This is a genomic window from Arthrobacter sp. STN4, assembly GCF_024539665.1.
Lineage (GTDB): Bacteria > Actinomycetota > Actinomycetes > Actinomycetales > Micrococcaceae > Specibacter.
On sequence record NZ_JAKZGX010000039.1, the window covers coordinates 1 to 23,751 of the forward strand.

18 protein-coding genes, 1 tRNA gene and 1 pseudogene are annotated in these 23,751 nt (G+C 63.4%); 7 read left to right on the forward strand and 13 right to left on the reverse strand.

Annotated elements, in window-relative coordinates; genetic code table 11:
- Positions 1-322: 322 nt before the first annotated feature.
- The 4 genes from MMF96_RS18150 to MMF96_RS19970 form a co-directional block, all read right to left on the reverse strand.
- Entirely contained in the window at positions 323-1,990 is a 1,668-nt protein-coding gene (locus tag MMF96_RS18150; protein WP_256884332.1) for an amidohydrolase, read from the reverse strand.
- Positions 1,991-2,041: 51 nt separating this feature from the next.
- On the reverse strand, positions 2,042-3,478 hold the full coding sequence (locus tag MMF96_RS18155; protein WP_256884333.1) for an MFS transporter: 1,437 nt from the start codon (positions 3,476-3,478) through the stop codon (positions 2,042-2,044).
- Between the two features lie 185 nt (positions 3,479-3,663).
- Entirely contained in the window at positions 3,664-4,968 is a 1,305-nt protein-coding gene (locus MMF96_RS18160) for an ROK family protein (RefSeq protein ID WP_256884334.1), read from the reverse strand.
- A 397-nt stretch (positions 4,969-5,365) separates the two neighbouring features.
- Complete coding sequence (locus tag MMF96_RS19970) at positions 5,366-5,617, reverse strand: thiamine pyrophosphate-dependent enzyme (protein ID WP_375141467.1); 252 nt, start codon at positions 5,615-5,617, stop codon at positions 5,366-5,368.
- Positions 5,618-5,917: 300 nt separating this feature from the next.
- Here MMF96_RS19970 and hutH point away from each other — a divergent pair, with 300 nt between their 5' ends.
- The 5 genes from hutH to MMF96_RS18185 all read left to right on the forward strand — a co-directional run bounded on the left by hutH (position 5,918) and on the right by MMF96_RS18185 (position 13,247).
- A complete protein-coding gene (gene hutH, locus MMF96_RS18165; RefSeq protein ID WP_256884335.1) occupies positions 5,918-7,558 on the forward strand; it encodes a histidine ammonia-lyase in 1,641 nt (546 codons plus the stop codon).
- A 30-nt stretch (positions 7,559-7,588) separates the two neighbouring features.
- Positions 7,589-9,373, forward strand: a complete 1,785-nt coding sequence (locus tag MMF96_RS18170; protein WP_256884336.1) for a urocanate hydratase — start codon at positions 7,589-7,591, stop codon at positions 9,371-9,373.
- 1 nt (position 9,374) lies between these two features.
- Positions 9,375-10,625 (forward strand): imidazolonepropionase, encoded by a 1,251-nt coding sequence (gene hutI, locus MMF96_RS18175; RefSeq protein ID WP_256884337.1) that lies wholly within the window; start codon positions 9,375-9,377, stop codon positions 10,623-10,625.
- On the forward strand, positions 10,615-11,958 hold the full coding sequence (locus tag MMF96_RS18180) for a formimidoylglutamate deiminase (RefSeq protein WP_176617821.1): 1,344 nt from the start codon (positions 10,615-10,617) through the stop codon (positions 11,956-11,958). The genes hutI and MMF96_RS18180 overlap by 11 nt, the downstream gene beginning before the upstream one ends.
- A 95-nt stretch (positions 11,959-12,053) precedes the next feature.
- Positions 12,054-13,247, forward strand: coding sequence for an allantoate amidohydrolase (locus tag MMF96_RS18185; RefSeq protein ID WP_256884338.1), 1,194 nt, complete (start codon positions 12,054-12,056; stop codon positions 13,245-13,247).
- Positions 13,248-13,267: 20 nt separating this feature from the next.
- Here the strand turns inward: MMF96_RS18185 and MMF96_RS18190 are convergent, their stop codons facing one another.
- The 5 genes from MMF96_RS18190 to MMF96_RS18210 are packed head-to-tail and all read right to left on the reverse strand — an operon-like array spanning position 13,268 to position 18,315.
- The gene (locus MMF96_RS18190) at positions 13,268-14,359 is read right to left on the reverse strand and encodes an aminotransferase class I/II-fold pyridoxal phosphate-dependent enzyme (RefSeq protein ID WP_176617819.1); all 1,092 of its coding nucleotides are present in this window, start codon (positions 14,357-14,359) and stop codon (positions 13,268-13,270) included.
- Positions 14,356-15,726, reverse strand: coding sequence for an FAD-binding oxidoreductase (locus MMF96_RS18195; protein WP_256884339.1), 1,371 nt, complete (start codon positions 15,724-15,726; stop codon positions 14,356-14,358). The genes MMF96_RS18190 and MMF96_RS18195 overlap by 4 nt, the downstream gene beginning before the upstream one ends.
- 8 nt (positions 15,727-15,734) lie before the next feature.
- Positions 15,735-16,499, reverse strand: coding sequence for an amino acid ABC transporter ATP-binding protein (locus MMF96_RS18200; protein ID WP_306295984.1), 765 nt, complete (start codon positions 16,497-16,499; stop codon positions 15,735-15,737).
- The gene (locus tag MMF96_RS18205) at positions 16,496-17,416 is read right to left on the reverse strand and encodes an amino acid ABC transporter permease (RefSeq protein WP_256884340.1); all 921 of its coding nucleotides are present in this window, start codon (positions 17,414-17,416) and stop codon (positions 16,496-16,498) included. Before MMF96_RS18205 ends, MMF96_RS18200 begins: the two co-directional genes overlap by 4 nt.
- Positions 17,413-18,315: an ABC transporter substrate-binding protein gene (locus MMF96_RS18210; protein ID WP_256884341.1), complete on the reverse strand. Its 903-nt coding sequence runs from the start codon at positions 18,313-18,315 to the stop codon at positions 17,413-17,415. Before MMF96_RS18210 ends, MMF96_RS18205 begins: the two co-directional genes overlap by 4 nt.
- A gap of 238 nt (positions 18,316-18,553) precedes the next feature.
- Between MMF96_RS18210 and MMF96_RS18215 the strand changes: the two genes are divergently transcribed.
- Complete coding sequence (locus tag MMF96_RS18215; protein WP_256884342.1) at positions 18,554-19,318, forward strand: IclR family transcriptional regulator; 765 nt, start codon at positions 18,554-18,556, stop codon at positions 19,316-19,318.
- A gap of 452 nt (positions 19,319-19,770) precedes the next feature.
- Here the strand turns inward: MMF96_RS18215 and MMF96_RS18220 are convergent, their stop codons facing one another.
- The 3 genes and pseudogenes from MMF96_RS18220 to MMF96_RS18230 all read right to left on the reverse strand — a co-directional run bounded on the left by MMF96_RS18220 (position 19,771) and on the right by MMF96_RS18230 (position 22,173).
- On the reverse strand, positions 19,771-20,250 hold the full coding sequence (locus tag MMF96_RS18220; protein WP_256884343.1) for an MFS transporter: 480 nt from the start codon (positions 20,248-20,250) through the stop codon (positions 19,771-19,773).
- 645 nt (positions 20,251-20,895) lie between these two features.
- Positions 20,896-21,868, reverse strand: a pseudogene (locus MMF96_RS18225) (IS630 family transposase); the annotation flags it as partial.
- Positions 21,869-22,100: 232 nt separating this feature from the next.
- A tRNA-Ala gene (locus MMF96_RS18230) sits at positions 22,101-22,173 on the reverse strand.
- Positions 22,174-22,335: 162 nt separating this feature from the next.
- Between MMF96_RS18230 and MMF96_RS18235 the strand changes: the two genes are divergently transcribed.
- Complete coding sequence (locus tag MMF96_RS18235) at positions 22,336-22,755, forward strand: VOC family protein (protein WP_256884344.1); 420 nt, start codon at positions 22,336-22,338, stop codon at positions 22,753-22,755.
- Between the two features lie 25 nt (positions 22,756-22,780).
- Here the strand turns inward: MMF96_RS18235 and MMF96_RS18240 are convergent, their stop codons facing one another.
- A complete protein-coding gene (locus MMF96_RS18240) occupies positions 22,781-23,584 on the reverse strand; it encodes an SDR family oxidoreductase (protein ID WP_176616499.1) in 804 nt (267 codons plus the stop codon).
- Between the last annotated feature and the right edge of the window lie 167 nt (positions 23,585-23,751).

Here is a 23,751-nt window from a genome sequence, read left to right on the forward strand (position 1 = left end):
GTCATCGCGGAGTTCTCCTTCAGGAAAGACATTGGACTGTCATTTCCAAGGATCACGCGGTGACCGCCTTCGCATCTGGCAACACGCCCATCAGGGCCGGTTACACCACGCTAATGGACGTAACCCGTTCCTGCGGCTGGATCCGGTCGCTGATGCACTCGGTTGCGGCAGCAACTGGCCGCCGGTATTACAAGAAAAGGCCCAAGTTCGCAGCTTGCCTGGATTTCAATTCAGGCATGAGTGAAGAACCGGCTCCAGCCGTGTGCACCCCGAACGCCCCATTTGGATCATCGCGGTGTACGGATGGCAGCGGCCGCCAGTATCAACCGTTGCTGAAGGCCATTTGGCTTTGTCTGGCACTGCTCAAAGGTAAATGTGGCAATGCTGGACCGGCGTCACCGTCGAACATCTTGACGCCGGACAGCCAGGTTTGAGCAATGCGGATATCGCCAACGCGACTTGGTTCAACTTCAAGCGGGTTCTCGTCCAAGATCACCAGGTCCGCGAACTTGCCCGGCTCCAGCGAGCCGACTTCATGCTCGGAGAAGAGCTGCCAGGCTGCATGAATTGTCTGGGCCCGAATGGCGTCCTCGATGCCGATCGCGTGGCGGGCGCCAAGGATTTGTCCGCTGGCGGTGGCCCGGGTCATGGCCGTTTGCATGTTTAGCAAGGGCGACTCGGGGGTGACGGGCGGATCATTGTGCAGGGAAAACTTCATGCCGGCAGCCACGGCGGCCCCTGCGGGCGTCCAGTCTTCGGCGCGCTCCCCGAACAACTCCACCAGGACGTTGCCGTAGTAGTGGATGTGGGCGACGAAGAATGAAATGCACACGCCCAGGTTGGCAGCCCGCTGGACCTGCTCCGGAGTGATGGTTCCGCAATGTTCCATCCGCAGCCGTCCGTCGGGCCGGGGGAATTCCGCCTGGACTTGGGCAAAAACATCCAGGACCATGTCGACGGCGACGTCACCGTGGACGTGGCAGGCCATCTGCCACCCCTTGGCATAGTCACGTCGACAAATTGCCAGCAATTGTTCGCGGCTGTAATTCGAGCATCCGCGGTGGCCGCCTTCGAGTCCGATTCGGCGCGTGGCATTGCTGTCCTTGTACCCGAAGCTGGTTTCAATGTTCCCAATCCATGGTGAGCCGTCGGTCCAGACCTTCACCCCGACGGGTCGTAGCATGTCCGTTCCGGCGCCCACGACGGGATCCTGCCCAGGCGGGGGAACCTCCTCCCGGACCCCGGACATTTCGTAGCTGCGAATCCGCACGGGTGCGGCGCAGCTGGCCATGAAGGCGGCTACACGGGCGTAGTCATCCGGGTGAAAAGCCAGATCACCGGTGGTGGTTATGCCCGCGGCTGAGGTCCGCTGCAACTCATGGGCCAGAAACGCGTCAAAGTCTGCAGGACCGGCAGAAGCATTGGGCCCCATGAGCGTCATGCATGCGGGTATCTCCTTCCCCTCTCCGGTGGGCCGGCCCTGGGCATCGCGCAGGTACTGCGAGGCTCCGGGATCCGGAGTGGACCTGTCGATACCCAAACGATCCATGGCTTCAGCATTGGCCCAGGAAGAATGCGCGGAATAGTGCATGACAGAGACGGGAACCACCGGGGAAATCTGCGTGAGGAAGTCTCCGCTAATCTGGGGCAGTTCCGGCAGCAGGAGCGGATCCCAGCCAAAGGCAGCCACCCACGCATCGCCACCGGCGCGTTCGGCTGCATCGATGGCATCGTGAAGGCGCTTGAGCACGGCCGCAGCGCTACCGCATACGCTTGCACGGATATCCACCATGTCGGGGCCGATGAAATTCATCTCTGCCGTCGGGTGTCCGTGGGCCTCAATGAAGCCCGGCAAAATGGTTTTGCCCCCCAATCCGCAAATTTGTGTCTCGGGGCCCGCTGTGGCCAGAACTGCGGCTTCGCTGCCGACGGCGGACACGCACCCGCCCGTGACAGACAAGGCCTCGGCGATGGTGAAGTCTGTGTCCACTGCGAGAACCGTGGCATCGATGAAGATTATGTCTGGATACATGGTGGTTCCCTATACAGTTCGGCGGGACTTGAGCATGGCGGCAATGGCGATGGCGGCTGCGACGAAGAACAGCGCTTGAACACCCAGGCCTTGGCCATAGGCTTGCGGTGTAAGTGGTCCGCCACCGGTGAAGATGCTTGAGATTGGGGCCGCGAGGGCAAATCCCAGTCCGAAGCCGAGCTGGCCCACAGCGGGCTTGACTGCCCCGACAGCGCCGTAGTTGCCGCCGGGCGCGGACCCCATGATGACGGCCGTTTCGGGATTTTGCATCCACATGACGGCAAAGCCGATGACGAACAGTCCCGCGGCCGGCAACATGATGTCGTGGGCGTCGCGGAGGAACAGCTGGGTGACCAGTCCAGCAGAGCACAGCAGCAGCCCCGAGACGAACATGCATCGATTGCTGAGTCTCAGCCGTATCTGGGCAACTCCGGCGAGGGCGGCACCGCAAACCATCCCGACGTACATGAGGGCCACGATGACGGAGACAACGGAAGCAGGGACGCCAGCCGGAAGGGCCATTGCCGGATACTGGCCGAGCATGGAGGCGTCGGCCCAATTGAACAACACACCGGCAAGGCATGCCGCGGTGAAGGCCGGAATCTTGAATAACTGCACCGGAAAGCCGGGATCGGAACAGTGCCGTTCCCACCTGACGAACGCGGCGAGGACGACGGCGGCCAGCACCATGCCGCCCAGAACCACCGGGTCACCCCAGCCCCGAACTGCGGCCTGGCCAATGGAGTAGACCAGGGAGACCAGCCCGGCGCCGGCGAGCAACACGCCGAACGCATCAAACTTACGCACTGTTGCAGAACGGTTTTCCGGCAGCACGAGGGCTGCGGCAAAGCAGAGCAAAACGCATAGTCCCGCAGTGATCATGTAGGTGGCGCGCCAGCCGAAATGGCCCTGAACGGAACCGGACACCGCAGTGGTCGCGACAATCAGTGCCGCACCCACGCCAAAAAAGAGGCCAAAGGCCTTGGGTAGCTTAGATTTCTCGTAAAGCGTGGGGGTGATTGCCAGGCACATGGAAAACGACATGGCCGTCCCCGCTCCCATCAGCACACGTCCGCAACCAAAAATGATCGGATTGGTTGCCAAGGCGCTCATCAACGCTGCCACGGCCATCAAAAAGATGCCGAGCACCAACAGCCTCTTCCGGCCATGCCTGTCACCAATGATGCCGGCACCGAGCAGGCTGGCCGCCAGGACGATCGTGCCCAGGCTCTTGAGGAACCCTGTCGCCGACGTACTGAGGTGCATCGTTTTGGCCACGGCGGGCATGGCGACAGCGTGCAGTGCCGGGTCCACGCCCTGCATGCCCCCCACGAGCGCGATACAAATCATGGCCAAAAGCACCGCCCGTCGCGACCGGAGCTGGCGGCTGCTCCACTGCTGCGCCACCGGCGTGTCGATAAGGCGAAGGGCGCCGCGTCCCGGCACGCCCGTCCGCGTCCCCTTTGATTTGGTTTCCATACATTGATCCTTCCGGCTGTCCGTCTCGTCTTGAAACGGTTGACAAAGATGAGAGCTGACCCTGGATAAGCCGCGTGGGCCACCTCACATACTTTATTCCACGCCGTGGATTATGTCACGCGATTTTGCCGACAAATGTTTGAATTCACGATTCACCGATCCTGGCCGGGCCGCCGCTCAATTGCCGAAGCGACTGCGGGGCGCCGGATCACCGTGTCCCGCGCTGCGAGCACGGCGCCCTGCAGGGAGCCGTCCTCCGCTCCAACCCCGTAAGTAATTCGCAGTTTCGACAACGACGGGAGCGGCCCCAACGTCTCAAGTTGGCTGCGCGTGCCGGGTTCCAAATAGGGCCGCAACCGGGCCAAGTAGCCGTCAACAACTATTTCATCGGGATTGACAACAGCGGCGATCGTGTCAATGGCGATGCCAAGCCATCGGCCCGCGTCGGCCAACGTTTGAAGATGCCGCGGGTTGCCTCCCGCCACCCCCGCCAGGATGTCGTTGAGCATAGTTTTGTGGCTGTCTGCCAGCAGACGGAAAGATTCCGCTTCCGGCAGTCCCGTGCACAGGCTGTAGAGGTGGGCCAAGCCGAGACGCGTTTCGACGCAGCCCTGCCGGCCACACCAGCATCGCGCACCTTCCGGATCAACGACTAGGTGGCCGAATTCCCCGGCAAGTCCGGATGCGCCATGCTCGATGGAGGAACGGCTGTAAAGTCCCCCGCTCAACGCGTTGCGGCCTCCGATATAAGCCAAATTGCGCGCAGTTGCGCCACGATAAACGTGCGTCAGCATCGAATAGTTCGTTTCCCGATCCACCCCGACCAATACGTGGCCGGTGCCCGGGCCATGCGCTGCCACGTCACGAGGGACGGTCGCAAGAATTCCCTGGATTTCATCGCGCAACGCGACGCGGGACCAGCCGTTTAGGACGGAGCGGACAACGTCACCGGACTCACGGTTGACGGCGCCGGGAACGGCCACTTCCACGGCGGCAAGAACCCTGCCGTTTGCGCGGCACCGGAGCAGTGCTGCGGTGAGGGCTTGGGCCAGAAATGGGCGGTAGGTTTCAAAGCCCCCCTCACCGTCTCGCGCCACAGGGAATCGGGCAATGTCGGTGACGGCACCGTCGAGCCCGCCGGTCGCCACGGCCAGCGTCCGGCGGTCACATAGGATGCCCAGCACAGCCCAGTGGCCCGTGTCCATTTCCAGCAAGCTTGTTGGGCGGCCGATCGTCGGCCGGACCAGCTCGGTTGATTCAACGACCAGCCTTCGCAACAGCAACTCATTGACGAGTGATGTCAATGCCGTTACGCCAAGTCCACACTGCTTGGCTATTTCCGCCCGCGACAATGCGCCACCGGACGACAGGGCCTGGAGGACCAGGGACAAATTGCTTTCACGCAAATCGGCCACGGATCCGCCCTTGCGCAGGGCTGGAATGGAAACTGAAGTCACAAGACAGACCTTAGGCGCGGAATCCACGTCAAACAACTCACGGGGTGGTTACTGGCGGATGCAGCCTTCCGTCGTCAGTAGTCAGCCTTCGCGCAGGGCCAAGACGAAATCGAGCCCGTCCTTGCGTGCGTCCGGCAGTCATGGGTCCCGTCTTGCAGATGGGTGCCCCAGACGTCCTGAAGTTGGGAACTCTTTACCAGGGAATCCGTCATGCCAAAGTCCGTTTCATCGATCTCTAGCTGCGAGTCCCCTGCGACGTAGTTGTTGATGGCCGGCATGCGGTGATGCTGGACCTTGACCATGAAATGCAGGACGGAGGCACCGCCGGGTGGGCAGTGCACGACGGTGGGCACTTCGCCCACGCAACCGCCACGTGGAATCCGGTACCGAGTCAGCGTCAGGCCTCAGAACGCGAAGCGTCCGTCGTCGGTATCCCAAAATTCGACACCTCTACGGCGAACATGAACGCGCCGTCGCCCAGGATACAAAGCGCTCGCCGGTCCGGGGAAGCAATCTTGGCCCCGTTCCACCCCGGGAGACCGCAACCTTGCGCGGCGTTGGCAGGGGTATACATGAATGAATATAGGGATTCCTGTGCTCTGAAGGACACCGCGTCCAGGTATGTGATCTGGGAAGAGTCCCCTCCCATGATGGTGTTCGGCCGCAATACCCCGGGCGACAGGGACTTGGCCTGCGCTCCCAAGGTGTCCTGCAGGGTGTCCAGATCGGCAGTCTGGCGTTCCTGGGGTCCGACGGCAGCGCCCCAATTGGCATTATCAGCCAATGCGAATGCAGCCAGCTGTATTGAGCCATTAGACGTGGATTTTTGTCACACTCTTTTGCGTCGGTTGAACATGGCCTCCCATCAATTATCAGTCAGTAATAACTGGATGTTGCAGTGCCCAATAACGTGACTAGCGTTACATGCACCAACTAGGAGGCCGCAACGGTGATTGAAATTGGAAAAGCACGCTTGACGATTGAGGACTTTCTCGCGGTGGTGCGCCACGGGGAATCCGTGGGCATCGCCGCGGAGGCAATCGAGGCAATGGAAGCCAGCGAACAATGGGTCGCTGCCATCATGGACGACATGCGGGACGGCAAGGACGTCGCCGCGATTTACAGTATCAACACCGGGTTCGGCTCACTGGCCGGGCGCCAGGCGTTCGATTCGGTGGAGGATGCCTCTGAACTCTCCCGCCGGCTCATCATCTCCAACGCCAGCGGCGTGGGCAAGCACTTGGACGAGGAAGTGGTCCGCGGCTCCATGCTGGTGCGTGCCGCCAGTCTGACGCGCGGCCACTCGGCCGTGCGCAGCGTGGTCCCGGAAACCCTGCTGCAAATGCTTGACAAGCGTGTCTTCCCTGCGGTCCCCGAGTTCGGCTCCCTCGGCGCCAGCGGAGACTTGATCCCGCTGGCCCACTTGGCGATCGTCATGACCCGCCCGGCCGGCCACGACGAGCCCCTTGACAGCGGCGAGGCCTATGTTGACGGCAAGCTCGTGGACGGCATCACCGCCATGGAGGCTGCCGGAATCGAGCGCATCGTCCTTGGCCCAAAGGAAGGCCTGGCCCTGGCCAACGGCACTTCCTTCTCCGCAGCCCAGGCCGCGCTGGCATTGGCCGATGCGGAAAACCTGCTTGAAACGGCCCAGATTACCGCGGCCATGTCCATTGAGGCGCTCATGGGCTTTGGCGACGCGTTCATCCCGCAAATCCATGAGGCCCGCGGCCATGCCGGCCAGATCGAGGTGGCGGCGCGCATCCGCGGGCTGCTGGCCGGCAGCGAATTCATTGACGGCAGCGAGGACACCGACCCCGTCCGCCAACCCCCGCAGGACGCCTATTCGCTGCGGTGCACCCCGCAGGTGCTCGGCCCCGTCAAGGACACGCTGAAGTTTGTCCGCGGCATCGTCGAGACCGAAATCAATGCGGCCACAGACAACCCGCTCATCTTCCCGGACCTGCCGGACTCGCGTGCCCTGAAGGCCGTCTCAGGCGGCAACTTCCATGCCGAGTACGTGGGCTTCGCCTCCGACTTCCTCTCAATTGCCGTCACCGAGATCGGCAGCATCGCCGAGCGCCGGCTTTTCAGGCTCGACGACGGCACGCTCAACCGCGGCCTGCCGGACATGCTTATCGCGAGCGAGAAGGTCGGCCTGGACTGCGGCTACATGCTCCCGCAATATCTTGCCGCCGCACTGGTTTCCGACTGCAAGACGCTGGCCCATCCGGACAGTGTGGATTCGATCCCGACCTGTTCAAACCAGGAAGACCACGTCTCAATGGCCAACAATGCCGGCCGGCACGCCAGGACCATAGTGGCGAACATTGAGAACGTCATCGGCATCGAGCTCCTCATGGCCGCCCAGGCCCTGGAGCTGCGGCTCCAGGCTTCGGGCAAGGACCAGTCTGCCCTCTCCCCCGCCAGCCGGGCGGTCCTCGAGCTGGTGCGCAGCCACAAGTCGGCTGACGGCCGCACCATCAACCACATTACCCAGGACACCGTCCTCTACCCCCGTGTGCGCGCCGCCGTCGACCTTGTCCACAGTGGCGCGGTCGTCGCGGCTGTCAACGTCATTTCGAACTAGCCCTCCCTCGATACCTTCAAGGAGCCATCCATGTCCCAAAGCACCGAAACCACAGAAGCTGCGGCAACCATCACCACTGTGCACCCGGGCGGCAACGCCACAGGGGTTGAGTTCGGCGAACTGCCCGCGGAAAAACCAGAAATCCTGTACCAGGTCAAGGCCCAGCGCGGGGACACCCTGCGGTGCAAAGGCTGGAAGCAGGAAACCATCCTGCGCCAACTCGAGAACAACATGGAACTCTCCGAGCACGTGGAAAACCTGGTGGTTTACGGCGGGATCGGCAAGGCCGCCCGCAATTGGGAGTCCTACTACGCCATCGTGGAGTCCTTGAAGAACCTGGAGGACGACCAGACACTGGTGGTGCAATCCGGCATGCCCGTTGCCGTGTTTGACACCCACGAGCTGGCCCCCCGGGTGGTCATGGCCACCACCAACTTTGTCCGCCCGGACTGGAAGACCTTCTACGACCTTCAGGACAAGAACCTGACCATCTTCGCCCAGTACACCGCATCACCGTGGGAGTACATCGGCACACAGGGCGTCATCCAGGGCACCTTCGAGACCCTGCGCTCTGTCGCCGACATCCACCTCGACGGCAGTTGGGAGGGCAAGATCCTGCTCTGCGCCGGAATGGGCGGCATGGGCGGAAACCAGCCCCGTGCCATGACCATGCTGGGCGGCGTGGCCATCTGCGCCGACGTGGACGAACGCATCATCAAAAACCGGCTGCGTGTGGGTTACGCGGACGTGCTGGCGGATTCGATCCCGCACGCCATTGCGCTGGCGCAGGAGGCGGCCGCGGCCAAGAAGCCGTTGGGCATTGCAGTCGTGGCCAATGCCACCGAATTGTTCGAGTACGCCCTGGAGAACAACTTCCGGCCGGATGTGGTCACCGAGATGACTCCGGCCCACGACCCTCTCGCCTATGTGCCCGTGGGCCACACAGTCTACGAAGCCGAGGAATTCCGCAGGAAGGACCGGGACGCGTACTTCGCCGAATCCCAACAGGCCATGGTCCGCCAGTTATCTGCCATGAATCGGTTCTTCGACAACGGCGTCCCCACTTTTGAATATGGCAACCAGATTCGCCGCGAATGCCAAAAGGCCGGTTTCGAGGACGCCATGAAGATCCCTGGCTTCGTTTCCGCATACCTCCGACCGCTGTTCCTGGAGGGCCGCGGCCCATTCCGCTGGACCTGCACCTCCGGCGACCCAAAGGACCTGGCCCGCCTCGACGACCTGGCCCTGGAACTTTTTGCCGACGACGAGATCGTCACCCGCTGGATCACCCTGGCCCGCCAACACATCCCCGTCGAGGGCCTGCCAGCCCGCATCTGCTACCTCGGTTTCGGCCAGCGCAAAAAGTTCGGCCTGGCCGTGAACGAGCTGATCAAGCGTGGCGAAGTCAAGGGCACAGTGGCGTTCTCCCGCGACAACCTGGATTCCGGCTCCATCATCAACCCCACCTTTGAGTCGGAGAACATGCCCGACGGTTCAGACCTGATCTCCGACTGGCCGTACCTGAACGGGCTGCTCAACGCCTCCGGAATGTGCGACCTGATCGCCATCCAGGCCAATTACGCCATGGGCGATTCAGTGCACACGGGCGTCACCATGATCGCCGACGGCACGGATACGGCCGCGTACCGGCTCAAGGCGTGCCTCACGGTGGACAGCGGCATCGGCGTCGTCCGCCATGCACAGTCCGGCTACGCCCGGGCCAAGCAGGTGGCCAATACGGTAGGACCGGGCGAGGGCGTCACCGTCCCGCTGTGGTGGACGCCCACTGCAACATTCGGTCCGGAGTCGGCCTGAGATGACGCCCCTTAGTGGAACGCCAACCGTTGACCTTCTCGTCACCGGCGCCGCTGAGCTGCTCACCTGCGCCGGGGATGCGGCCGATCTGATCGGCCGCATCCCCGGCGGTGGGGTGGCAGTCGACGCCGGACGGATCGTCGCCGTCGGGGACGTCACCGGTTACATCGGCCGCCAAACCCTGGACGCCACCGGCATGGTGGTCATGCCCGGCTTCGTCGACTGCCATACGCATGTTGTCTTCGGCGGGGACCGCGCCAGCGAATACGTAGCCAATGCCGCCGGGCAGCAGCCCCCGGCGGACGCCTCGGTGGGCATCGTCGGCACCATGGCTGACACCCGCTCAAAGACCGTGGACCAGCTGGTGGACGACGCCGCCGCACGCATTCACGAAATGATCGATGCGGGAACCACCACTTTGGAAAGCAAGACCGGCTACGGCCTTGACTCCGCAGCGGAGGCCAGGCTGCTGGAGGTCAACGCCCGGCTGGCAGAGCTGCTGCCGGCCCGCATCATCTCCACCTACCTGGGCGCGCACGCAACTGCCCCGGGCCGGGACCCGAAGGACTGGACAGTGGACATCCTCAACCAGCTTCCCGGCGTCGCACGCCAAGGTGCCGTGTTCAACGACGTCTATTGCGACGACGGATACTTCAGCCTGGCTCAATCACGGAGCATTCTTGAGGAGGGTGCAAGGCAGGGGGTGCGGGCCAAGATCCACCTCGACGCCTACAGCCACACCGGCGCAGCCTCGCTCGCCGCCGACTTGGGCGCCGTCAGCGCCGACCACCTGAACTTCACCACCGATGCGGAGCTGCGGGAACTGGCAGCAGCAGGAGTCACGGGCGTGTACATGCCGTGCCTGGAATTCGCCGTCAACCACCCCGCACCGCTGGACCCGCACAGACTCTACAAGGCAGGCATGGACGTCGCACTGGCCACCGACGTCTGCCCCGGCGCCTGGACCACGAGCATGCAGCTGGCCATCGCCATGGGCTGCCGCACCGGAGGCATGAGCATCGCCCAGGCCGTGCGCGCCGCCACATATGGAGGGGCCTGCGCCCTGGACCTGCAAGCCGAGACCGGTTCGCTGGTCCCCGGCCTGGCCGCGGACCTGCAGGTTCTCGACGTTCCGTCACACAAACACCTTGCCTACCGGCTCGGACGCAATTCAACGCAAACAGTTGTGATCGGCGGCGCCGTCATCAAAGCCCCCGCCATGAAATCAGCCATAGGAGCCGGTGTTGAGTAATTCATTCTTCTGCGAGCATGCATGGCTGGGCGGGGACGCCGTCACCTCCAACGTCCTCATCACGGTCGCTGGCGGCAGGATCACCGCTGTCATGCCCGGCGCCGAATCCCCCGCCGGGGCACGGCGCCTGACCGGGTTGGTCATGCCCGGTTTCAGCAATGCCCACTCCCACGTGTTCCACCGCGCCATCCGGGGCCGGGGCCAGGAAGGCGTGGACAGCTTCTGGTCGTGGCGGGATCTCATGTATTCGGTGGCCGGTGCACTGACACCCGAGTCCCTGTACGAGCTGGCCCTGGCCACCTATTCGGAGATGACCCTGGCCGGGGTGACCAACGTGGGCGAGTTCTTTTACGTCCACCACGGCAAGGATGGGCGCCCCTACGCCAACCCCAACGAGATGGGCCATGCCGTGGTCCGCGCCGCCGCAGACGCCGGCCTGCGCATCACCTTGCTGGACACCGTCTACCTGCAGGGCGGCGTGGACGGCCGCGAACTGACCGGGGTGCAAAAACGCTTCAGCGACATAAGTTGGGAGCAGTGGGCCGGGCGAGTTTCCCTCCTCAGCGGAACTGACATCTTCCGGCCCGGCGCAGCGATCCACAGCGTCCGGGCCGTGCCAAGGGATGCCCTCGGGCCGGTGGCGGAATTTGCCCGCTCCCATGGCATGCCGTTGCACGCCCACGTTTCGGAACAGCCGGCGGAAAACAAGGAAAGCCTGGACGTGTATGGCATCACCCCCACCGAGCTGCTCGCCCGGGCCGGGGTGCTGGGCCCCGACATGACATCCGTCCACGCCACCCACCTGACCGACGACGACATCGCCGCCTATGGAGCAAGCACCGCCAACATCTGCATGTGCACCACCACCGAGCGCGACCTGGCAGACGGCGTGGGCCCGGCCGGGCGACTGCTTGACGCCGGTGCCAGCTTGTGCGTGGGCAGTGATGCCCACATGGTGATAGACCTTCTGGAGGACGCACGGGCCATTGAGACCGACCTGCGGCTCGTCACTGGACGGCGCGGCCACCTCGGTGCCGCCGCCATTGCGGGGGCGCTCACCTGGGGCGGCGCACGGTCGCTAGGTTGGGACGCCGGCGTGATCGCCCCCGGCAAACTGGCGGATTTCACTGTCCTCGACCTGCTCTCACCCCGTACGGCCGGTGCCACGAGTGGCGAACTGCTGCCACACACCATGTTCGCTGCAACGTCCGCCGATGTGCGCACCGTGATCCGCGGCGGCGACGTGGTGGTCGAGGACGGCCGCAACCTGCACGTGCCCGACACCGGCCGAGCGCTGGAATCAGCCATAAACACGATCATGGCAGCACTGTAGAAAACATGCATTAGAAAACATGCATTGTAGAAAACACCTGGCCCGCCGCACGCCGGGGGCCGCCGAAAAGGAATCGAGGAACCGTGGAAGCGCCGATGACTCTGCTGGGAACAATTGCCGATGTCGGCCGGGATGCCAAGCGCGGCGGCTACAGCCGGCCCGTGCATTCAGCGGCCGAGAACGAGCTGCGTGAATGGTTCGTCGCCGCGGCTGAGCAACGCGGACTACTGGTGGAAAAGGACCGCAACGGCATCTTGTGGGCGTGGTGGGGCCAGCCCGGTCCCGACGCCGTCGTCACCGGCAGCCATCTGGACTCCGTGCCCGGCGGCGGCGCCTTTGACGGCCCGCTCGGCGTGGCCAGCGCGCTGGCCGCCATCGACATCATGGGTGATCGCGGCCAGGCGCCCGCCCGGCCCCTCGCCGTCGCGGTTTTCCCCGAGGAGGAAGGATCCCGCTTTGGCGTGGCGTGCCTGGGGTCGAGGCTGCTGGCCGGCGCCATCAGCCCCGACAAGGCCCGAACCCTCGCTGACGCGGACGGCAACACGCTGGCCGACGTCTACCGGGCCAACGGCACGGACCCCGAACACCTCGGCGAGGACCCTGGCCGGCTGGCAGCGATCCGCCAGTTTGTGGAGCTCCACATCGAGCAGGGGCGTGGCCAGGTGGACCTGGACGCACCCGTGGCCGTTGGCGGCTCCGTCCTGGGCCACGGCCGCTGGCGGCTCTCCTTCCACGGCCAAGGCAATCACGCCGGCACCACGCTCATGGCCGACCGTGCCGACCCCATGGTGGCCGCCGCCTCCGCTGTCGTCACCCTGCGCAAAATCGCTGCCGCCCACCCCGGCGCCCGCGGGACGGTGGGCCGGCTGGTGCCCGTCCCCGGCGGCACCAATGTCATCGCCTCCCGGGTCGACGTCTGGCTTGACGTGCGCCACCGGCAGGACTCCGTCACGGCCGCCATAGTAGAGGAACTGCACGACGCCGCAACCGCGATTGCGGCCGCCGAGGGGTGCACCGCCACACTGGCGGAGGAGTCCTTGAGCCCCACGGTACAGTTCGACGCCGGCCTGGCCGCCGAGCTGAAATCAGTGCTGGGGGACATTCCGGTCATGGAAACCGGCGCCGGGCACGACGCCGGCGTTCTGGCCGCCCGGATCCCCACCGCCATGCTGTTCGTCAGGAACCCGACTGGTGTCTCGCACGCGCCGGAGGAAGTCCTGGAGGGCGCGGACGCCGACGCCGGCGCGGCGGCACTGGCCGATGTGCTGGCACACCTGACCGGCGCCTGACCGAACCTACAACTGAGGGGTCATTGCCCAACGGGCCTGGTCGCGTTGTCTTGCCTGAGAAAGTCATCCACGGCAGCCAGCACGGCATCCTCGGCGGCGCGCTCCCCGACGGTGACGCGCACGCCCTCGCCGTCGAAGGCCCGGACGGAGACACCGCGGGCAAGACAGCATTCCGCCAGTTCCCGGGCACCGGTCGGGAGCGGAATCCAGACGAAATTGGCGCCACTGGGCAGGGTCCCCAAGCCTCGTTCGTGCAGGCCCGCGCTCAGGCGCTTGCGGCCTTCGGTGACGAGTTCCACCAGCCGGTGCACATGCCCTGCATCCGCCCACGCAGCGCGCGCAGCGGCCTCTGCCACGGCATTGAGACCAAACGGCAGGGCGGACTTTCTCAGCGTGTCGGCTATGTTCGTGGACGCCACGAGGTATCCCGCCCGCAGCCCCGCCAGTCCGTATGCCTTGGAAAAGGTTCCGAGAAGGGCCAGGTTGGGGTAAACGCCCAACAGCCGCAGCGAGTCGAGGTGGCCCACCGCGAATTCCTTGTAGGCCTCGTCCAGGAGCACCAGCACGGTGGGCGGCACCCGCGAGAGGAACCGTTCCAGCTTCCGGGCGTCCACTTCCGTGCCGGTCGGATTATTGGGGTTGCACACTATCACGGCAGCCGTATTCTCCGTGATGGCGCCCAGCATGGCCTCGAGGTCGTGTATGCTGCCGGCTCCCAGTGGCACGGGCACGGCGTCGGCGCCCGCCATGCCCACGAGGATCGGGTAGGCTTCGTAGCTGCGCCAGGCAAAAACCACCTCCCTGCCCGGTCCTGTATAAGCCAACAATGCCTGTTGCAGCAAGGCAAGCGACCCTCCGCCCACCACCACCTGCGTGACGTCAACGCCAAGACGTGCGGCAATGTCGTCCGCGAGGCCGTCGCCGAAGACTGTAGGGTACAGCTGCGCGTCGGCGCCTGCGGCGGCAATCGCAGCCAGCACCGGCGGCGGGGGCGGGAGCACAGACTCGTTCGACGACGCCCGCCACTTCACGGTGGCGGCTCCGGCAGCGCGGGAGTATGCCGGAAGGGATGCGATTTCGGGTCGCGGGGCGGGCCCGGCAGGTAACTTCACAGCACCTTCCCGGGGTTGAGCAGCATCCGGGGATCCAGGGCGGCCTTGATGCTTTTCATGATGGGCAGGCTGTCGGCGTGCTCGATCCGAAGGGCCTCGCGCTTACCCGCACCGATGCCGTGCTCGCCCGTGCAAGTGCCGCCCATGCGTAGGGCACGATTCACCAACCGCTCGTTGACGGCCGCGGCCTCGGCATGTTCGGCAGCGGAGTCCGGGTCCAGCACAAATGCGAGGTGGAAGTTGCCGTCGCCCACGTGCCCGGCAATCGGTGCCAGAATGTTGCTGGCCGCAATGTCCGCCTGGGTCTGCTCGATGCACTCGGCCAGGCGGGAGATGGGCACGCACACATCCGTTGACCACGTCACGGCACCTTGGCGTAGGGCAGCACAGGCAGGCAGGACGTCGGTCCGGGCCCGCCACAACGTATCCCGGCGCTCTGGGTCTGGGGAGAATTCGTAGCCAAGGGCACCGTGGACGGCCGCGATCCTGCCAAACCGGCGAACGCTTTCCTGTACTGCTGCCGGACCGCCCTCAAACTCGACCATCAGCGTTGGCGCCACCGTCAAGGCCACACCGGAGTAGCTGTTCATGGCGCCAACCATGACGTCGTCCAGCAGCTCGACTCGGGCGAACGCGATCCCGGCCGCAATGGCCGCCGAGACGGACTGTACGGCGGAGCCCAGCGTGGGATAGGGTACCAGGGCCATTTCCGTACTTTCGGGGATGCCATACAGACGGACGCAGACCTCGGTGATAATCCCCAGCGTGCCCTCGGCACCAACGAACAGGCCCGTGAGGTCGTAGCCGGCGGCGGACTTGCGGGCCAGCCCGCCGGTGTTCGCCACCGTGCCGTCGGCCAACACAACGCGCAAGCCCAGCACATTCTCCCGCATTGTTCCGTAGGCGACGGCCTTGGTGCCACTGGCGCGGGTCGAGGCCATGCCGCCCATGCTGGCATCCACACCCGGTCCTGCCGGGAAGCACAGTCCGTGCGGGAGGGCCGCGTTGTTCAGGGCACTTTTCAGGACTCCGGCCTGGACCGTGGCATTAAGGTCTTGAACGCCCAAGTGCAGAATCTCCGTCATGGGCGAAAGGTCCAGGCACACGGAACCGGCCCGGCTGTTGGCGCCGCCTTCCAGCCCGGTCCCTGCACCAACAGGCACCACCGGAATGCGGTTGCGGTGACAAATGGCCATCGCCCTGGAGACGTCATGGGTGGAGTTGCAGGCGACCACGGCCTCCGGCATCTCCCAAGGGTGGTGGGAGCGGTCGTGCCCGCGTGAGGAACGCGTGGCGGCATCAAGTAGGACCGAGTCCCCGAGGGTCTCCTGAAGTTCCCGAACGGCTTTGGCAGCATCAACTGCCACGACCCCGTTCACAGGACCTTCGCCAAGAAGCTCTGGGTCCTGGCGTGCTCGGGTCTGGACAGCACTCGGGCGGGCGGTCCGCTCTCGACCAGGACGCCGTCGGACATGAAATGCACGGTGTCCGCGACCTCCCGGGCAAACCCCATCTCGTGCGTCACCACCACCATGGTCATGCCACTTTTGGCGAGGTCCCTCATGACATCAAGGACCTCTCCGACCAGTTCCGGATCGAGCGCGGAGGTTGGCTCGTCAAAGAGCATGAGCGATGGGTTCATGGCCAGTGCCCGTGCAATTGCAACACGCTGTTGCTGCCCGCCGCTGAGCTGGCTGGGGTAGTTGTGGACCTTCGTACCCAGCCCTACCCGCTCAAGCAGACGTCGGCCCCGGTCGGCGGCCTCTGCCCGGTTTACGCCCTGAACAATGATGGGCCCTTCCGTCACGTTTTCCAGGGCCGTCCGGTGCGGGAACAGATTGAATTGCTGGAACACCATGCCTATCGAGGCACGCCGCCGCGCTACTTCCCGTTCCCGGAGCTCGTGGAGCTTGTTGCCCACGCGCCGGTAGCCGACTCGTTCACCGTCGACCCACATTTCGCCGCCGTCAATTTTTTCCAAGTGGTTGATACAACGCAGGAATGTGCTCTTGCCCGAGCCGGAGGGGCCGATCAGGCAGGCCACCTCGCCGCTTTCCACGGTCAGGTTCACGTCCCGCAACACCTGGACAGCCCCAAAGGACTTGCCCACCGAAGTTGCCCTGAGCATGGGTTCGGTCATTGCCGCACCTCCTTGCCTTCCGGAGCCGGAAGGGGCTCCACGTTGTCCGTACGGATGGTGCTCAGAGGGCTGAAGCCGCGGCCGTACCGCTTTTCCAGGTAGTACTGGGCCACCGAGAGAATGGCCGTGATGAACAAGTACCAGATGGCTGCCACGATCAGGAGAGGAATGGTCTGGTAGGTGCGCGCGTAAATCAGGGACGCCGAGGTCAGCAGTTCCGAGTAGCCGATCACCAGCACCAGGGACGTCTGCTTGAGCATGCCGATGACCTCATTTCCGGTCGGCGGGATGATGATGCGCATGGCCTGCGGCAGCACAACCCGGCGCATGGTCTGCAGCCGTGTCATGCCGATCGACTTCGCCGCCTCGGTTTGCCCGGGCGTCACCGAGGAGATGCCGGACCGGACAATCTCACTCATGTAGGCCGCCTCGTTAAGCCCCAGGCCCAGCATTGCCGCCATGAAAGGGGTGATGAGGTCGTTGGTGTTGAGTGAGAACAGCTCCGGGCCGAACGGCACTCCCACTGCGATCCGAGGCACCAGGGCCGACAGGAAGAACCAGAAAAGCAGTTGCACCAGCAGCGGCGTGCCCCGGAAAAACCAGGCGTAGAACCAGGCCGCCTTGGAGACAATGACATTGTCCGAGAGCCTTCCCACGGCAATGACGATGCCCAAAAGAATGCCGATGGCCATGGCCAGCACCGTCAGGATCATGGTGTTTAACACGCCCATGAGGATCGGGGCGGCGAATAGGTATTCGGCCACCACACCCCATTCAAAACGTTGGTTCGTGGCCATTGAGTAAAGCAGCCAGGCCACAACGAGGAGCACCGCCACCGCGGCAACCGTCCGTCCGGTGTGCCGGGTGGGGACCACGGTTGCCGGGCTGGCGGGGGCGTCCGTAACGCCGGCGCTCATGAAGTGGCCTTGTTGATGGTGAACTCTTCGACGGCACCCTGCTCCTGCCCGTATTTCTTAAGAATGTCCTTATAGGTGCCGTCTTTGTGAATGTCGGTCATGCCCTGCTGGATTGCCTTCTCCAACTGAGTGGCCCCCTTGGGGAACACGATGCCAAACGGCCCCGCCTGGTAGGGCTTGAGCATTTCGAGCTTGCCACCGGAGTCCTTGGCCACGGAGGACCCTGAGGTGGAGTCGAGGAGGACGACGTCGACCCGACCGGTTTGGATGGCCAGGATGGTCTGGTTCTGGCCGGGGAAGATTGTCACATCCAGCGCCGGCTTGCCGGTGGCCTGGCATTTCTTGGACTGGGCGTCGGCGTCCTCCGTCTCCGTCGTCCCCTTCACGATGCCGACCTTCATGCCACACAGGTCATCCAGCGTGGAGACCTTGTGAGGGTTGTCCATGGTTCGCAGGATCCCTGCGCCAGCCATGAAATAGTCGACGAAATCCACCTGCTTTTCCCGTTCAAGGGTGTCCGACATGGCGGACATGGCCATGTCATACCGGCCTGAGCTGAGGCCGGGAATGATGGCATCAAAGGAGATGTTATTGAACTTGATGGTGACGCCGAGCTTTTTCTCCAACGCATCTGCAATCTCACGGTCGATACCGATAACGGTCTTGCCGTCTGTGTCGAAAGTTTCGAACGGCGGGTACTCGACGTTGCTGGCGATGTTGATGGTGCCGCTGTCCTGGATGTTCTTCGGGAGCATGCTGTGAAGGGGCGCGGCGCCATTTGACGTAGGTGCATTCTCCGCGCTGGACGTTCCCCCACAACCGGCAAGCATTACGGCCAAGGGCACCAGCATGAGGAATGTGGGTCGAAAAAACTTCTTCTTGGCTGCAATCTGTGACATGAGATCTCCATTTCATAATTCACGTGTGACGCGGGCGGGCGTTGCCTTGGTTCCTTCCCTGGGACGCTGACAGCACCACAATGTGCCCCGCATCACAGACCTCCAATGCCTCAAGAGCCTACGAACAGCCATGCCCCACGGCAATGACGTTTTTTCATTCCATGAGAATCACCCCTATGACACTGGGTGAGAATGCTTTCCTCGCCACGACATCGCGTACATCGGCTAACCTGTGGGAATGACGCGTAACCAGCCCGGGGCGCAGACGTCCTTTGAACGGGGCCTGGCCATCATGATGTGCATCGCCTCCCGTGGTGAAGTAAGCATTGCCGAAATCGCAGACGAGGTCGGTGTCCCCGCCAGCACCGTTTATCGCTATGCAAAATCGCTGCGCAAATTATCGCTGATCGAGGAACATCACGGTTCTTACACGGCTGGCTGGAGGCTGCTGGAACTCTCCGGCCAGCACCTGACCCATACCAAGCTCGCCGAGCTGGGCGTCACCGTCCTGGAATCAATCGTGGAAGGCACGTCGGAGACCGCTGTCATGACCGTGCGCTCCGGTCTGAACGCCATCTGCCTGCGCCAAGTTGTTTCGCCACACCAGCTGCGATATTCATTCCAGATCAATCAGTTGCTCCCGCTCCACGCGGGTGCAGGGCAGCGCGTCCTGCTGGCGTACGCACCAGAACAGGTCATTGCCAAAGTGATGGGCGACCGGATGGCCCGCTACACCGAGAAGACACTCTCACGCCACGACCTGGCCCAGCAACTTGCCCGGATACGTCAGGACGGGCAGGCCACTTCGCACGGGGAACTGAACCCTGGTGCCATCGCCATGGCGCAGCCGGTGTTTGCCGGTGGCGAGGTTATTTGCTCCCTGACCGTGGCCGGACCGGAAACCCGCTGCAGCTCCAATGCATGGAAGCACCGGGCCACGCTTGCACTGCGAGCAGCCGCGAACGAGCTAACTGACGCCGTGGAGTCACCTGGTCCACGGTGAACCTGTCCCCATCCAGTCGGGCAGTTGTACAGGGAGTCCGGCACCACCACGACGGATCCTTTCCCCAATGGGTTGGGACGCCTGGCTGCCCCAGGCAAGGAGCGAAGCGGCATCTTCGAGGTTTTTGCAGTTTGTCTCCGGAGCCATGAAGAAGCTGACACACCCGCTGAGCAAGGCGATACCGGCCGCGATCCACATGGTGCCGGAAAGCCCGAGGTGCGCCAGGGCGAGACCTGTGGCGAAGGTGCCGATGGCTGCGCCGATGCGGCTGGTACCTGTGCACATCCCGACTGCGGTGGCCCGGACCGGAAGGCCTGGAACAGCAGCCCGACTCCAGGGAGGTCGAAACCCCAGACCAGGACGGGGCGGCGCCCTGTCTTGTCGACGACGAAGAGGGACACGACGTTGCCAACCAGAAAGAAGAGGTTGATCAGCCTGTCAACCGATATTTGCTACGTCCCCGGAATCGAGACGGAACAGGCCCAGCATCTGCGACCCAAAGGCTTAGATCGAAAAAGCGCCGTTATTGTGCAGGTCCAGACGATGGAGATAAAAATGGCACGGTTCAGGTAGCCGCCGGTAAGTGCATTCTTGAAGGCCTTGACCGTGCAGAGTTTAGCGACGCTGGGATCGTGGGCGGTGATGCCCTCCACGTTTATGCCCTCTCCAAGGGTTTTCCTCAGGACGGTCAAGGCCTCATCATGGCGACCCTTGCCGACGTGACAATGCGTGGCTTCAGGGATGGTGGCACGGACCATGAGAATCATTACGGCTGGCACTGCCGACGACACGAGCATCCACCGCCAGCCGTCAGGCCGCGACAGTAGCCGGTTTCCGCCCCTCCTCTCATGGGAGGGTACTTTCAGGCAGTCGTGGATGGTTGGTAAATCATTGGGATTCCGCGGATTTTGAGCATATTGCAAGTCATCCACAGCAATCTACTAGCGGTTGTCGTTGATCGTTTCGGCGGGGTAAACGCGTGGCGAATAATTCCAAGAACAGGCCCAACGAGTGCAGTTTCTCGGATTTAGCTGATGATTGTTTGATGTTTTGGAGTGCGACGCGGCCGCGGGCGACTTTTCTAGGACAAATTCCGCGGTCGCGGTCCAGACCAGGGGCTTGGGTGTTAGCGGCCACGAGAAGATGCCCACCGGCGGCCAATAGGATTTCGGCAAACACGGACTGTATGGCCACGAGCTGTGCCCGCTGGCGGCCAGACGCATTGCTCTTGTATCCACGGTCAAATGACAGGTGGAAGGGTGTTCATTTCGCCCGTGCCGCCAGCGTGGCATCGTCGCTTGGCAGCCGTCACTGTGATGGCTGCCTGCACTTGCTGAACGCCGGGCCAGGGCTATTGGCGTGGGAATGCAGGGAACGGAAGACTGCCGGCGGGAATCTGTACGCTGTTGCGGGGAGATGCCGCGGCTGCATGGGGAAGATGGTCTTTCGTACTGCCTCGCGGGCAATGAAAAGAGAAACTCTTAGCGCCGGAACGACGAGACCCGTGTCCACTGGCGGCCACCGAATAGTGGTCCTCCTGTTGGCCATCAATGGGCACATTCTCATGGCCGCTGACACTTGGGGTGTTCGTTGTTGGGCCGGATGTAGTCCTCGATTGTCTCGATAAAGTCCGGGACTGAGTGGAAAACGCCCGGCGCAAGGGCCAGTCGGTCAGGTCCCTGAACGTGCGCTCGACCAGGTTCAGCCAGGACGAGGACGTTGGGGTGAAATGCAGGTGGAACCGGGGATGTTTGTCGAGCCAGGGCTTCACCTCGGGATGTTTGTGGGTGGCGTAATTGTCCAGAATCAGGTGGATTTCCAGGCGGTTGGGGACTTCTTTCTCGATGGTCTTCAAGAACCCAGGAAATTCCTCGTGGCGGTGCTTGGCAATGCAAGAGCCGATCACTTTCCCCGTCGCGACTTCCAAGGCAGCGAACAAAGTGGTGGTGCCGTTGCGTTTGTAGTCGTGGGTCATGGTTTCCCCGCGGCCCTTCTGCATCAGCAGCGACGGCTGGTTGTGATCCATGGCCTGGATCGAGGTATTCCCTTCCAGGCACAACACGATCGCATTCTCCGGCGGGTCCAGATACAGCCCGCACACATTGATGAGTTTCTCATCGAAATGCGGGTCCTCGGAGAGCTTGAACGTCTCCACCAGGTGGGGCTTCAACCCCCGTGCCGCCCAGATCCGTTGCACCTGAGCCGGAGACACCCCGGACCGTGCCGCCCTCGACCCCACCGACCATTGCGTGGCACCCTCCGGTTTGGAAAACCTTGTCAACTCAACGGTCCCGTTGATCTTCAACTCCGAAATCACCGGCTTCCTGCCCCGCCCCGCCGCCACAGCGCCGAGCTTCTTCAACCGGTAACTGGCAAACCGATTCCGCCAAACACGCACCGTGCCCGGGTTCACCCGACCACCCTGGAGATCCACTCGTTGGCAAAACCATCGGCTGCCATCAGCAACACCTGCGCCCGCTGCACCTCCCGACGGGCGGCAAGCCGGGACTTGGACAAGGCCTCCAACACAGCACGCTCAGTCTCGGACAACGCAGCAGCCGGTCTCGACTTAAGACCAGTTCAAACCACCACTCATAAGCTATTCAGGAGACACACCACTAATTGCTCGGCGCCTCGCCGCGAATCCACGGCCGGCGGCCCCGCGAAGCTCTCCGCGATCAGATGCCGAACAGGCAAACGGGACCGATTTCAAATGCGCAGTTTCGGGGCAAACACAAAGCCCTCCGACCCAACGTTTCCGCAGGTCAGAGGGCTTTCGGGGTGGAGCTAAGGAGATTCGAACTCCTGACCTCCTCGATGCGAACGAGGCGCGCTACCAACTGCGCCATAGCCCCGTGACGGCTGTAGAACCGTCAGCGTTTCTAGGTTAAGCCCTCACCGTCGCAGAATCCAAACCGCGGCGCCTCAAGCGGGTCGCGTCCGTCGCAATCCCCAAAGGTGCCCGCGCTTCAACATTGCGTCTGGTGGGAATCGCGCCGCGGTGGGACGATGCAGACATGCCCATACATACCAGCTCCGTCAACCACATCCGCCTGACGGTCACCGACATTGAGCGGTCCCGTAGATTCTATGAAGGAATATTCAATTGGCCCGTCGCCATTGAAATGCCGGCCGGCACTCCATCCGAGGAACAGGCAAAGTATGGTTTCCTCTACGGCGGTGTCATTTACAACCTCGGCTACACACTCCTCGGGCTCCGGCCGGTGGCGAGCGATGTGTTCAGCGAAGACCGAACCGGCTTGGACCATCTCAGCCTTGCCGTGGACTCCCCTGCGGCCCTTGAAGCGGCCGTCACGTTGCTGGACGGAATCGGCGTCGGGCATGGCGGCATCAAGGACATCGGTAGCGGCCTCATCGTCGAATTCCGCGACCCGGACAACATCGCCCTGGAACTGTTTGCGGCGAAAACGGCTTAGGGTCCAACCACGGGTTTCAAGAGGTTCAACCACGGGGACCGGCGGCCAGCCAGTCGTTGAACTCAAGGCGTCCGACGGCGGCATCCGGCACCAGGTTTTTGCCCGCCCTCAAAAACGTGCCGAACGAACCCGGCAGCGGCATGGATGCCACCACGCCGCGGCGACCCGTCGCTGATTTCCATTGCTCGCCCATGCTTTTCATGGGCCACACTGACGGTCCCCCGGCCTTAATGGAGCGGTGCACCTCCGCGCCCGTCCCCAGGCCGGCCACGGCCTCGTCCACGAGCACTCGCGCCACGTCCGCCGTCGCTATCGATTGGAACGACACACCTGAAAATGTCGGGATGATCCCCACACGGGAACCTGCCGAAAAGATGCCCGCCACGAGATCGTGGAACTGCGTCGCGTAGACCACCGTGGTCGGCATTCCCGACGCCTCGTAACTACGTGCCCTGGCTGCCTGGACCTGGTAATAGCCCATGGACGACTGCGCCGCGTTGACTATTGTGAGCAGCACACAGCGCGACACCTGGGCCCTCTGCGCCGCCGCCAGGACAGCCACCGTGGTTGCAGGAAGCGCCTTCAGGGACGGCCCGGTGCGCGCGTCAAGGGTTTCCACGAGAAGGTCGACGCCGGCCAGCGCCTCCGCGACGCCGTCACCGGTTCGGAAATCGGCCGCCACATGCTCGACGCCGGCCACGCGCCCGGGGCCCGCCGTTTCTGGAACGTGCCGGCTCACCGACCGGACCTTGAGACCGCGGCCGGCAGCGTCGGCCGCCACGGCCCTGCCTGCATGCCCGGTCCCGCCGGCCACAGCAATAAGCACCATGGCTTGAGGCTACCCTCGCCGGGGGTTTAACTGAATAGCCCGACGAGACTCATGAAAAGTGCTCGCGTAATGGGGTGCGTGCCTCATTTGGGAAGTGCTCGCGAAATCTCTGGTGCATGTTCGGGTGCTTTGGTGTGCTGGAGGGATGGGCTACAGGGTGTCGTTGT

Bases quoted from the DNA above. Each gene is read 5' to 3' on its own strand.
- MMF96_RS18185 (WP_256884338.1), top strand. From the start codon at position 12,054: ATGACTCTGCTGGGAACAATTGCCGATGTCGGCCGGGATGCCAAGCGC.
- MMF96_RS18200 (WP_306295984.1), bottom strand. From the start codon at position 16,499: ATGACCGAACCCATGCTCAGGGCAACTTCGGTGGGCAAGTCCTTTGGG.
- MMF96_RS18240 (WP_176616499.1), bottom strand. From the start codon at position 23,584: ATGGTGCTTATTGCTGTGGCCGGCGGGACCGGGCATGCAGGCAGGGCC.
- MMF96_RS18235 (WP_256884344.1), top strand. From the start codon at position 22,336: ATGCCCATACATACCAGCTCCGTCAACCACATCCGCCTGACGGTCACC.
- MMF96_RS18210 (WP_256884341.1), bottom strand. From the start codon at position 18,315: ATGTCACAGATTGCAGCCAAGAAGAAGTTTTTTCGACCCACATTCCTC.
- MMF96_RS19970 (WP_375141467.1), bottom strand. From the start codon at position 5,617: ATGGGAGGGGACTCTTCCCAGATCACATACCTGGACGCGGTGTCCTTC.
- MMF96_RS18205 (WP_256884340.1), bottom strand. From the start codon at position 17,416: ATGAGCGCCGGCGTTACGGACGCCCCCGCCAGCCCGGCAACCGTGGTC.
- MMF96_RS18215 (WP_256884342.1), top strand. From the start codon at position 18,554: ATGACGCGTAACCAGCCCGGGGCGCAGACGTCCTTTGAACGGGGCCTG.
- hutI (WP_256884337.1), top strand. From the start codon at position 9,375: ATGACGCCCCTTAGTGGAACGCCAACCGTTGACCTTCTCGTCACCGGC.
- MMF96_RS18170 (WP_256884336.1), top strand. From the start codon at position 7,589: ATGTCCCAAAGCACCGAAACCACAGAAGCTGCGGCAACCATCACCACT.